Source organism: Acaryochloris sp. IP29b_bin.137 (assembly GCF_028285745.1).
In the GTDB taxonomy this organism is placed as follows: domain Bacteria; phylum Cyanobacteriota; class Cyanobacteriia; order Thermosynechococcales; family Thermosynechococcaceae; genus Acaryochloris.
Genome location: NZ_JANQOP010000102.1, coordinates 1 through 10,518, shown reverse-complemented (window position 1 = coordinate 10,518; position 10,518 = coordinate 1). Strand labels below are relative to the sequence as shown.

Annotated in this window: 14 protein-coding genes; 10 read left to right on the top strand and 4 right to left on the bottom strand. The window is 47.5% G+C overall.

What is annotated here, in order from left to right:
- On the bottom strand, positions 1–370 hold a 370-nt coding region (locus Q0991_RS07710; RefSeq protein ID WP_299487034.1), incomplete at its 3' end, for a phage integrase N-terminal SAM-like domain-containing protein.
- Between the two features lie 245 nt (positions 371–615).
- On the opposite strand from Q0991_RS07710, the gene Q0991_RS07705 reads away from it, so the two are divergent.
- From Q0991_RS07705 to Q0991_RS07690, 4 genes are all read left to right on the top strand, one after another.
- The gene (locus Q0991_RS07705; RefSeq protein ID WP_299487032.1) at positions 616–1,719 is read left to right on the top strand and encodes a potassium channel protein; all 1,104 of its coding nucleotides are present in this window, start codon (positions 616–618) and stop codon (positions 1,717–1,719) included.
- 216 nt (positions 1,720–1,935) lie between these two features.
- Positions 1,936–2,268: a type II toxin-antitoxin system RelE/ParE family toxin gene (locus tag Q0991_RS07700; protein WP_299487030.1), complete on the top strand. Its 333-nt coding sequence runs from the start codon at positions 1,936–1,938 to the stop codon at positions 2,266–2,268.
- Positions 2,258–2,548 carry a helix-turn-helix transcriptional regulator gene (locus tag Q0991_RS07695; RefSeq protein ID WP_299487027.1) on the top strand — a complete coding sequence of 97 codons (291 nt, stop codon included), beginning with the start codon at positions 2,258–2,260 and terminating at the stop codon, positions 2,546–2,548. The genes Q0991_RS07700 and Q0991_RS07695 overlap by 11 nt, the downstream gene beginning before the upstream one ends.
- 181 nt (positions 2,549–2,729) lie before the next feature.
- A complete protein-coding gene (locus tag Q0991_RS07690; RefSeq protein WP_299487024.1) occupies positions 2,730–2,903 on the top strand; it encodes a hypothetical protein in 174 nt (57 codons plus the stop codon).
- On the opposite strand, the gene Q0991_RS07685 is transcribed toward Q0991_RS07690, so the two are convergent.
- Positions 2,887–3,579: an NUDIX domain-containing protein gene (locus Q0991_RS07685; RefSeq protein WP_299487022.1), complete on the bottom strand. Its 693-nt coding sequence runs from the start codon at positions 3,577–3,579 to the stop codon at positions 2,887–2,889. The two genes, Q0991_RS07690 and Q0991_RS07685, sit on opposite strands and share 17 nt — an antisense overlap.
- 87 nt (positions 3,580–3,666) lie before the next feature.
- Here Q0991_RS07685 and Q0991_RS07680 point away from each other — a divergent pair, with 87 nt between their 5' ends.
- The 5 genes from Q0991_RS07680 (at position 3,667) to Q0991_RS07660 (ending at position 9,550) form a co-directional block, all read left to right on the top strand.
- Complete coding sequence (locus tag Q0991_RS07680) at positions 3,667–4,500, top strand: protein phosphatase 2C domain-containing protein (RefSeq protein ID WP_299487020.1); 834 nt, start codon at positions 3,667–3,669, stop codon at positions 4,498–4,500.
- 90 nt (positions 4,501–4,590) lie between these two features.
- Positions 4,591–6,441, top strand: coding sequence for a hypothetical protein (locus Q0991_RS07675; protein WP_299487019.1), 1,851 nt, complete (start codon positions 4,591–4,593; stop codon positions 6,439–6,441).
- On the top strand, positions 6,441–7,469 hold the full coding sequence (locus tag Q0991_RS07670; protein WP_299487036.1) for an isochorismatase: 1,029 nt from the start codon (positions 6,441–6,443) through the stop codon (positions 7,467–7,469). The genes Q0991_RS07675 and Q0991_RS07670 overlap by 1 nt, the downstream gene beginning before the upstream one ends.
- Positions 7,470–7,819: 350 nt before the next feature.
- A complete protein-coding gene (locus Q0991_RS07665) occupies positions 7,820–8,599 on the top strand; it encodes a hypothetical protein (protein WP_299487017.1) in 780 nt (259 codons plus the stop codon).
- A 399-nt stretch (positions 8,600–8,998) separates the two neighbouring features.
- A complete protein-coding gene (locus Q0991_RS07660; RefSeq protein ID WP_299487015.1) occupies positions 8,999–9,550 on the top strand; it encodes a hypothetical protein in 552 nt (183 codons plus the stop codon).
- Here the strand turns inward: Q0991_RS07660 and Q0991_RS07655 are convergent.
- Together Q0991_RS07655 and Q0991_RS07650 are read right to left on the bottom strand one after the other, a co-directional pair.
- Positions 9,509–9,907 (bottom strand): transcriptional regulator, encoded by a 399-nt coding sequence (locus Q0991_RS07655; RefSeq protein WP_299487013.1) that lies wholly within the window; start codon positions 9,905–9,907, stop codon positions 9,509–9,511. The genes Q0991_RS07660 and Q0991_RS07655 overlap by 42 nt on opposite strands.
- On the bottom strand, positions 9,891–10,190 hold the full coding sequence (locus tag Q0991_RS07650; protein ID WP_299487010.1) for a type II toxin-antitoxin system HigB family toxin: 300 nt from the start codon (positions 10,188–10,190) through the stop codon (positions 9,891–9,893). Before Q0991_RS07650 ends, Q0991_RS07655 begins: the two co-directional genes overlap by 17 nt.
- A 67-nt stretch (positions 10,191–10,257) precedes the next feature.
- Between Q0991_RS07650 and Q0991_RS07645 the strand changes: the two genes are divergently transcribed.
- Positions 10,258–10,401 carry a hypothetical protein gene (locus Q0991_RS07645; RefSeq protein ID WP_299487007.1) on the top strand — a complete coding sequence of 48 codons (144 nt, stop codon included), beginning with the start codon at positions 10,258–10,260 and terminating at the stop codon, positions 10,399–10,401.
- Positions 10,402–10,518: the final 117 nt, after the last annotated feature.

The window sequence follows — 10,518 nt, the reverse complement described above, 5'->3', positions numbered from 1 at the left end:
TGTAGTCCCGGACCGTCAGCCATTTGAAGAAGCTCTGCAATGCGGCCAAGTTACGGTTAATGGTCGCGTTTTTTCGGAGTTGGCCCCGGTGATTGGGTTCCACCTTCAAATGATTCTTGTACCGATCCAAGTCCCTGGCCGTAATCTCATGCCATCCCTTATCCGTCCAGCCTATGAACTGCTTCAAGTCCCGTTCATAGGCTTTGCGAGTGTTGGAGCTAATCTCACGAGACCTCATAAACTCTTCCACTCGCATCCATCGCAGATCCGCTGGGGTAGTTTTTGGGGTTTGAGTTCGGGACCGGGCAGCATCAATGGGGGTAGCGGCCTGGTCCGCCAATACAATGAGTTTTACTTCGGGGACGGTCATTGGAAAAGCCTAGGATCAAGACGCTGTGATGGGTTTGGATACCAGCTATGGTGATTCTAATCCAAATAGCTGTGTAACCTATTCCCTATAAAAGAATCTATGCAAACTGAAAGACAAAAGTTTTGACAAACTGTAGGTTATGGTTTGAATGCCCCTACAGTTCCTTTTAATTCAGAAGAGCTGATTGAACAAATTTTTACCTGCAAGAAACCAAACCCATATTGATATAGGGGATAGTTTTCAATTTGTCACCTCAAAAACGAACTCGGAATTCAGCGGGGTATGACCGTTATTTTTCTGCACTCAAGCAGAGATACCGAAAAACGCAGAGAGAACTATTTCTCGGACTGTCAACTCTAATTTGTGTTATTCTCGCCGGAACCCTTTGGTATTGGGTTGTCGAGGGTTGGAACTTTATAGAAGCGCTCTACATGACCGTCATTACTCTAACGACGGTTGGCTTCACTGAAGTTCAGCCCCTCAGCGAACGCAGTCGAATTTTCACAATCTTACTGATCGCATTAGGGATTGTTGCCGTAGGGTATATCGTTAACCGATTTACAGCCGCGATTGTGGGAGGCTACTTTCAAGAAGGGATGCAATTAAAGCAACGCCGCAAGCTTATGCAAGAACTGTCTCAGCATTATATTTTGTGTGGATTTGGGAGAACAGGGCGTCAAATTGCAGAAGAGTTTTCTCTCCAAAAGATTCCATTTGTGGTGGTGGATAACGATGAAGAAGTGGTTCACCAAGCACAGCAGTTAGGTTTTATGGCTGTACAGGGGGACGCCACTAAAGATAATATCCTCCATTTACTGAAGATTGAGTCGGCAGTTTGTCTAATTACAGCTTTAACATCCGATGCTGAGAACTTATATACAGTACTCTCTGCCAGAACGCTCAACCCAGATATTCGAATTATTGCCCGAGCAAGTAGTGAAGATGCTATCCAGAAATTGCAACGTGTGGGATCTGATTCTGTGATCTCTCCCTATATAACGGGTGGTAAGCGCATGGCTGCTGCAGCACTGCGCCCGCAGGTGATGGATTTTGTGGATGGTATTTTTGCAGGTGGTGATCAAACGTACTACATGGAAGAGTTTTTTCTCGATCCACTATTAAGCTCTCAAATTGGCCAAACCCTTGAAGAATCGCAATTGCGTTCGCTGACAGGAGTTCTGATCGTAGCCATCCGGCGAGATCAAGGGGAAATGATTATCGGGCCAACCGCAGAGATCCAACTTGAGGCAGGAGACTTTCTTATCTGCTTAGGGACTGATGAGCAGCTTCAAGCGATGAATCGCACGCTTTGCCCTATTAATCCAAGCCAATTGAAGCGACCTGTTTAATATCAACCACATCAGCAAAATTTTCATAACAGTTATTCATCCCCGAAACCATGACGGAAGCGGTATGTTCATGATAATTTCTACTGCAAATAACGATCATTACCTGTAATTGAGCTTTTTCAATGGAGAATACAAAAGCCCATAAACTTTATCAGGCCTTTATTTGAACACTGCTCAAATAAAGCTGTAAGATAACAAATATGTTATGTTTGCTTTATGACCTGGAGTATTCAATATTATTCCGAAACAGTTGAATCTGAGGTGCTTGCTCTGCCTCCAGGTTTGTTAGCTAGATATTTGAGGCTCACCGACCTCATGTTAGAGTTTGGTCCGAATCTGGGGATGCCTCACACCCAATCCATGGGTGATCGCCTATTTGAAGTGAGAGTCAAAGGAAAGGAAGGGATTGCAAGGGTGTTCTATTGCACCCTGATTGGCGAAAGGATAGTGATGCTGCACAGCTTTGTGAAGAAGACTCAAAAGCTCCCCAATCGTGAACTCAAGATCGCACGTCGTCGGTTAAAAGAGGTGATAGACAATGACTCATGAGGATCTGAAAACAAAAGCCCTAAAAAATCCAGAAGTGGCTGAAGAATACGAAAAACTAGAGGAAGAGTTTAGTCTTTTGAGGCAAATGCTTGCTGCCCGCCAGAATGCAGGTCTAACCCAAGCTGACATTGCTGAAAAAATGGGGACAAAGGCTACGGCAGTGACTCGATTGGAATCGTCTCTCAGTAGTGGTAAGCATTCACCATCCCTATCCACTTTGCGGAAGTATGCCAAGGCAGTGGGTTGCCGTTTAGAGGTGAAGTTAGTTCCAGAACAATAGCGCCAATATTAAGATATGGCCCCAATATTTTATGTTGGTTCAAACAGTTCAAAGAGAAAAGGAAGTGAGATAGTTCTTCCCTCAATGAAGATACAGTAAGAATTTCGGCAACCAAGCTTTGCATAAATTCTGGAAGAATGACTGATATGTCCTTAGCTTAGTAGTAAAATCAGCGAATCCTGTGAGAAAAATCCTGATTTTAGCAGCCAATCCCAAGAACACCAATCAGCTCCGATTGGATGAAGAGGTCCATGAAATTCAGGAGGGGTTGCAGCGATCGAGTAGCCTAGACCCATTAGAAATTGCATCCCAATGGGCCGAGATATTCCCCCTAAGCCTTAAACTTCAAAATTAAATCCTTGTTGTTTCAATAACTCATATTTACTTTGGTCGAACTGATAGAGTCTGGCAGCTCGATGAGCGACTCCGGTTTGTCGTTCATTTAGAGGAATTAAGAGATTCATCTTTAGTAGTTTCTTCCGAAAGTTGCGTTTATCGAGGGGATAGCCTAAAACCGTTTCATAGAGCCGCTGAATTTGGGTAAGAGTGAATTTTTGCGGGAGTAACTCGAAACCAATCGGTTCATAGCGGACTTTACCTTGTAAGCGCTGAATGGCGTTTTGAAAGATTTGGGCGTGATCAAAGGCTAGAGATGGCAAATTCTTGATGGAATACCAGGCTGCATCCTCAGCATCCGTGGAGGCAAGTAAGGGATAGTCAATTAGATTGACCAAGGCGTAGTAGGCAACAGAGATGATGCGATCTCGCGGATCACGACCTAAATCCCCAAAGGTATGTAGCTGCTCTAGAAAGATACCCTCGACACCCGTTTCTTCTTGCAGCTCCCGACGAGCTGCTTCTTCCAGGGATTCTTCCATCTGAACAAAACCACCGGGCAGTGCCCACTGATGCTGAAAGGGAGGAAGCTGGCGCTGAATCAGTAAGACTTTGAGATCAATCCGTGCATCGAGACCAAACACCACACAGTCAACAGTGAGGCCGGGACGGGGATAGTCATAGGAATAGGGCATAAAGGGTAGGGATAAAAATTGACATTGTGTAAAAAGAACACTATGATGGATTCATTCAACTTAGTGTTCTTTTTACACTATAGAGCAATGCCGCAGCATTTTGAAATCGCAGTCGGCTCTATTTTGGGCCAGGACCATCGACGAGTCAGCCAGAATAACCAAGACGCCTGGGCCATTCTTACCCGAGACCAAGCAACCATTGCAGTGGTATGTGATGGGTGTGGTAGTAGACAGGGAAGTGGGGTCGGAGCAGAGCTTGGGGCCCAGTTGACGGCACAAACCCTTGCCAAATTATTGGTAGAGGAGCGTCCTGAAGATGAGCAGTTTTGGCAGACTTTAAAGGAGAGGCTATTAGGGGTGTTGCAAGCTTTTCAGCAGCAACTGGGGGCAGACTCACAAGTGCTGCTGGACTACTTCTTATTCACCATGATCGGCTGTTTAATAACCGCCAAAACAACATGGATTTTTGGCCTGGGTGATGGAGTGTTTGCCATCAATGAGCAAATTCACCGGATCGGCCCCTTTGTCGATAATGCCCCACCCTATCTGGCATACAGCTTGCTATGGGCAGCAGAGAAAGGAGCAAACCCATTTCACCTTCAGATTTATGCCCAACAACCAACAGAACAGGTACAGTCTGTGCTGATTGGAAGTGATGGGGTGGGGAGTTTGATTGATGCTGAGGCGGAATGTCTCCCTGGGAAATCAGAACGAGTGGGTCAACTCCACCAGTTTTGGCGTAGTGATCGCTACTTCCAAAATCCAGACCAGATCCGGCGACGGCTCGCTCAGATCAACAGGGAGATAGTACAGCCAGATTGGACTGCGCAGCAGGTGCGAAAAGTACCGGGTTTATTGCCGGATGACACCACGTTAATCAGTATTAGACGGAAATCAACGGTAGAAGAAGATTGCTGTTGAGCAAAGGTTTTAGGGCAATACCGTCAATAAAACCACATCGTTGATTTGTGGTGATACGGTACTAGTTTTTTCTAAATTTTCTCAGTCTCTATGGACGTTTACATCAATCAAAAACGAGTTCAACTGCGCCCAAAGCAAGCCATTGGCGAGGGGGGAGAAGCGGATGTGTATCGACTCAATCGGACAACAGCAGTGAAGCTGTTTAAACCTCCCAGCCATCCTGATTTTGTGGGAATGTCTGAGGTTCAGCAGGGCGCAAGGGAGCGATTAACAATGCATCAACAAAAGCTACGTCAGTTTCCCCAGTCATTGCCTGAACGGGTGATTGCACCCCAGACACTGGTGATGAATCAAAGCGGACGACGAATTTTAGGCTATACGATGCCGCTGTTAACCAAAGCTGATGTGTTGTTACGATATTGCGATCGCAGATTTAGACGGGTGATTGATACTCAGTCGGTAATCGACCTCTTTCTGGATCTGCACGAGACGGTAGCCAAGCTGCATTTTGCTGATGTGGTAATTGGAGATTTTAATGACCTGAATATTTTGGTACAGGGGACACAGGCGTTTCTAATTGATGCCGATTCATTCCAGTTTGGCTCGTTTCCCTGTTCGGTCTTTACCGCCCGATTTGTGGATCCGCTGCTGTGCGATCCGCAAGGAACGCAGCCTATTTTATGTCGGCCCTATTCTTGGGAATCAGATTGGTATGCCTTTACGGTGATGCTGATGCAGGCGCTGCTATTTGTTGATCCTTATGGGGGTGTTTATAAACCCTCTGATCCAGCTCAAAAACTACCCCATGCAGCTCGACCGTTACATCGGATAACGGTGTTTCATCCTCAAGTGCGCTATCCCAAACCGGCTTTACCGTACGATCGCTTGCCAGAATCATTGCTGAATCATTTTCGTCGGGTATTTGAACAGGATTGGCGGGGGGAATTCCCGCGATCGCTGTTGGAAAATTTGCGCTGGCAAACCTGTCCTACCTGTGGAGTAGAACATGCTCGCTCCGCTTGTCCGAGCTGTGCGCGGTCTGTAGGCACAGCCCCACTCGTTCAGCAGGGCCAGGTCAAGATCACGACAATCCTGAAAACGGATGGGGTGATCTTGGCAGCCACCTTGTCAGAGGGGCAACTGCAGTGGCTGGTCTGGGAAGAGGGACAGTTTAAGCGGGAAGACGGAACGGTAATTCTAACAGGCGATCTCAGTCCTGAATATGATTGGCATCTACAGGGGCAAACCACCTGGGTTGCCCAGCAGGATCAGGTGGTGGGATTGCCGACCGCTACGGAGCGAATCGCGGTGGATAGCTATCAAGGCCGACCCCAGTTCGCAGTCAATGATCGGCATTGCTATTGGCTGACCCAGGGACGGTTGATGCGGGACCACTCGGTGGTGGGGGAGGTGCTGGCGGGACAAACCCAATTTTGGGTAGGGCCTCGGTTTGGACTGGGCTTTTATCGGGCCGGACAACTGAACGGAGCCTTCGTCTTCGATGCCGATCGTCCAGGGATCAATGATCGACTGCCATTGTCGATGGGAGCAGGGACAGTGGTGGCGGCCAACTGTACGTTCAGTCAGTCTCTAGGGTGGCTCTTCGTGACGATCCAGGACCAAGGAGTGCTTCAGCAGCGATGTTGGGTGATCTCACCGACGGGCCAAGTACTAGCGCAGGGCGATGTGGGGGAATGGACCGAACGGGTATCGCTCACTTGTTCCCACTGGGCAGTCAATGATGCGCTGCTCGTGACAACGGATGAGGGCATTATTCGAGTTCAGATGGCTCAAGGACAGTTAATCGTCCGACGACGGTTCCCGGAAACAGAGCCATTTGTGCAAACAGGCTGTCAATTATTGGCCGCACCCCAGGGGCTTTATGCAGTGGCAGCCCAAACAATTCAGTTATTGCAGTTGTCAGTAGGAGCTATTGAATGATGTTGACGCAATTATCGATTCCTAAATTCTTTGACCCCCAGCGGGTAGGGGAAGTGTGGCGGGTTCCTTACCAAGAACGAGCCCAACAGGCACAGGATTGGGCCACCCAACAAGGGATACACCCCGCAGCGAAGGACAACACTCGCATCTGCCTGATGGCGATTGATGTTCAAAATACGTTTTGTATTCCCGAGTTTGAATTATTTGTGGGGGGACAGTCCGGGATGGGAGCGGTAGAGGATAATCGTCGGCTCTGCAAGTTCATCTACCGAAATTTGGGGACGATTACAGAAATTGCGCCAACGATGGATACCCATACAGCAATGCAGATCTTTCATGCTGATTTTTGGGTGAATGATCGCGGCATGTCTCCCACACCACTGACGATGATTTCCTTAGCAGAGGTAGAACAGGGAGCCTGGAAGGTGAATCCGGCCATGGCCTATAGTCTGGGCAATTATCTGGTGCTGCAGAATTTTGCCCGCCACTATGTTCAGCGTCTCTCCCAGGAGGGCAAATACCCGCTGACCATTTGGCCCTATCACTCCATGTTGGGGGGCATTGGCCATGCTCTGGTGGCAGCAGTCGAAGAAGCCTGCTTTTTCCATAACCTGGCTCGCCATAGTCAGACGAATTTTGAAATCAAGGGGGGCAATCCTCTAACGGAAAATTACTCGGTCCTCCAACCTGAGGTCCTTGATGATCCGAAGGGACGGCCGATTGCTCAAAAGAATACCCGCTTTATCCAAAAGCTCCTGGACTTTGATGCGGTTATTATTGCCGGACAGGCCAAGAGCCACTGTGTCGCTTGGACCATCGACGACTTACTCACGGAAATTCAAGCCCATGACCCGAATCTGGCAAAGAAAATCTATTTTCTCGAAGATTGTTCTTCACCAGTGGTGGTTCCAGGGGTGGTCGATTTTACTGAGCAGGCGAATGAGGCGTTTCTAAGGTTCCAACAAGCGGGGATGCATCTAGTTCGATCAACCGATGCAATCTCAGATTGGCCTGGAATCAATCCTTAGATTGAGCAGGCTAATTAGAATGGCCCAAAGGGGATTGCATAACGAGGTTCATAAGGTGTTCTCTACTCCCTGGCAAGCCAAGATTCGAGCCTCTGAACGGCAGCAAAAGGTGGACTAAGTCTATCGCAATATAATCGGCCCCAAAGATTATGCGGAAGCTGAGCGGGTTAAACAATGGCTCAATCAGCATCCCCACAAAGATGTGCTACTTGCTTTTCTCAACAATGCGTAAATAACCCCCTCTAAATAATCCACAACTCTTTTGGGGTTTGGGAGCGAACTCGAACGCTCCACAGGATTCTTTTGCCCATTTTTTCAAAATTTTAATAACTTCAATGAAAGAGAATATCATGTCTCAAGTTCCAAATCTAAATGCGTTATTCCAAGCTGCCCAAGCGGATGGGGTACTTTCGAATGCGTCGATGCAGGCCCTCAATATTGTCGATATTGGGGCACAAATCCAGGCTGGCCTGGGAACACCCGTGGATGATGTGATGGCCAGTGAGGTAGTCCTGGTGACGATTATGCCGGATGATTCGGGTTCGATTCGGTTTGCAGGCAATGGAGCGGTAGTCCGGGCAGGACATAATACGGTTCTGGATACTTTGGCAACGTCCCCGCAACAAGATCAGATTCTCGTCCACAACCGCTATCTGAATGGCCTGGTGCTCTATCCTTATTGTCCCGTTGATCAAGCCATCCGCATGGATCAGCACAATTATGATCCAAATCTGGGAACACCGCTCTATGATCAAACGCTGGTCTTATTAGCTACGGTCCTGGCGAAGGCCCAATCCTTTATCGATAATGGGGTACCGGTGCGGACGGTGTCCCTAATTATTACGGATGGGGCCGATGCCCATTCCCGGCGCTCTGTCCGGGAGGTCAAGGGGATGGTTGAGGATATGCTGCGCACGGAAGACCATATTATTGCAGCGATGGGAATCGAGGATGGACAGACGGACTTTAAACGGGCGTTTCGGGAGATGGGGTTGCACGATCAATGGATCTTGACACCAGGCAATTCTCAAAATGAGATTCGCAAGGCTTTTCAACTGTTCTCTCAGTCAGCACTCAGGGCCAGTCAATCGGCGGCTAGTTTTAGCTCCCTTGGTGGCTTTGCGGCTTAAAGGAGGAATCGTCATAGATGAGGATACACGGTAGTAAGAATTCTATTTTTGTGATTTTATAAGAGAAAAATCTATAGCACTTTCTCCCATCATTGCAGAATTAATGAATGGTTACAGACAGTGACTTTCAGTTCACTCTACAAAATCCGCAAGAACAAGATCTAAGTCACTTGTTACGACCTACCTAACATCAACTATATAGGCCAAAATCTCAAAACTGCGTTTCAAACCCCTTCTCCTACCTGAAGGGGTATTTTTGTAATAATTCCTACTCCAAATAATTCTTCTTATCTGTATTAGACTATTTCTTAGACTAAATAATGTTATGCTACCCTGGCAACTTGAAAGTTTTTCTGCTATTGACTTTCACCGTCACGGGTCAAAGGAGCGACCTAGAGTATGGCTCGTCCCATCAATCCCAAATGCTTAAAGTGCATCGACTATTCCCGCTCTGAGGCCAAGCGTATTCACGGACTTCATGGGGATAGCTGCTGGCAAGATAATACTTGTGACAGCAAGCGCTCTCACTATCGCCATCGCAAGCAGAACAATGCTATTCGCAGGGGGGAACGCGCCGACCAGAAGGGGGAACAGTCTGAGGTTCAAACAACTGAAACCCTCTCGATTCCCGTCCAAGCCCCGCCTGTGGCTTTGCTCTACCTCTACAAAGAAAAGCCCAAGGATGCCCACCTCCATGCCTTGGCCATTAGTATCTGGCAGGGGAGTGAGAAGTTAGCCGTTATTGAGCCTATCCACTGTATGGGCATGACCAATACTCAAGTACGTCACTACCTAAACCAGGTCCTTAAAGTGATCCGTGAGCGGTTTGGTATTACAAAGTTTGAACCCCCAATCCGCATGGAACCCTCCGAGTGCGAAATTGTGGAATGTCCTCTGAAGGATAAGCGCCTAAATGAAAAGTCCGGCATCAACTCCAAAATACGCTGCTAATGATTTTGCCTGGGCAATACTGATGCCCCGCTTACCATTCACGACCTCTGATACCACTCCTCTAGAGCCAATCACACCGATCAGGTCTTCTTGGATACATCCTCTGGCATCCATCAAATGCAGCAAGACCTCACAGGGACTACTCTTGGGAATCGGATAGGCGGTGTCTTCATACTTCTCTATTAGCGTCACCAGTAAATCAAGCAAGGCTTCTTGCTCAGGGGTTTGATGGGGGAGATGTTCTAATTCTTCAGCGAGTGAGATCGCTGCATCGTTTTCTTGTTCAGAGGTAATTACCCTGGGGCGATAATCTGCAAGTAACTGGCCATAAGTTTCGGCATTAAAAGTAAGGGTCATTTTTCCAGAAGTTTTTGTCGTATTCAGAATGAGTCAGGATGTACTTGATGTAAATTCGCTGTTTAGCGTAGTTGATATCAACGATTAAACGATAGGTATTGCCCTTGATATTGAAAACGGTGAAATTACCCACGGCTTCGGCTTTTGGGTAAAGGGTTTGAACTTGCGTAAGGTTTTGCCACTCTGCCTTTGTTGCCACTCTGTACCAGGCAAAAAGGGCGTCGCAAGAATCTGCATGTTTGTTACAAAAATATCGGAGAATCTTGCGGCTGATAACATGCACGGAAGGATATACAGAGAAAGCATAGTACTATGTTCTCATATAGAGAATATTCCGTCAATTCCCAGCAATGTACCAGCAACTTGAGCTAGATTTTGCCAGTGCTTTGGCCTCCGCTTTGGATGAACCGGAACAAGCTGATATTTCCCTGATGTGTGCATCACTCGATCAGCATCTACAGGGTCGTTCTCCCCACGAACAGCTCTCGTTCTAACGGATTCTGGGGTCTCTTGAGAATGACCTTCTCTACGCCCATTCATAGATATGCTGATGGACAAGTTGTTTAGCCAGTTTTCGTGATAGCTAAACCCATTGAAATCATGAAAAGGGG

What these genes read in the sequence shown, in the direction of transcription:
- Q0991_RS07670 (WP_299487036.1), top strand. Translation starts at nt 6,441, where the DNA reads ATGTTGACGCAATTATCGATTCCTAAATTCTTTGACCCCCAGCGGGTA.
- Q0991_RS07675 (WP_299487019.1), top strand. Translation starts at nt 4,591, where the DNA reads ATGGACGTTTACATCAATCAAAAACGAGTTCAACTGCGCCCAAAGCAA.
- Q0991_RS07645 (WP_299487007.1), top strand. Translation starts at nt 10,258, where the DNA reads ATGTACCAGCAACTTGAGCTAGATTTTGCCAGTGCTTTGGCCTCCGCT.
- Q0991_RS07695 (WP_299487027.1), top strand. Translation starts at nt 2,258, where the DNA reads ATGACTCATGAGGATCTGAAAACAAAAGCCCTAAAAAATCCAGAAGTG.
- Q0991_RS07665 (WP_299487017.1), top strand. Translation starts at nt 7,820, where the DNA reads ATGTCTCAAGTTCCAAATCTAAATGCGTTATTCCAAGCTGCCCAAGCG.
- Q0991_RS07655 (WP_299487013.1), bottom strand. Translation starts at nt 9,907, where the DNA reads ATGACCCTTACTTTTAATGCCGAAACTTATGGCCAGTTACTTGCAGAT.
- Q0991_RS07660 (WP_299487015.1), top strand. Translation starts at nt 8,999, where the DNA reads ATGGCTCGTCCCATCAATCCCAAATGCTTAAAGTGCATCGACTATTCC.
- Q0991_RS07685 (WP_299487022.1), bottom strand. Translation starts at nt 3,579, where the DNA reads ATGCCCTATTCCTATGACTATCCCCGTCCCGGCCTCACTGTTGACTGT.
- Q0991_RS07700 (WP_299487030.1), top strand. Translation starts at nt 1,936, where the DNA reads ATGACCTGGAGTATTCAATATTATTCCGAAACAGTTGAATCTGAGGTG.
- Q0991_RS07680 (WP_299487020.1), top strand. Translation starts at nt 3,667, where the DNA reads ATGCCGCAGCATTTTGAAATCGCAGTCGGCTCTATTTTGGGCCAGGAC.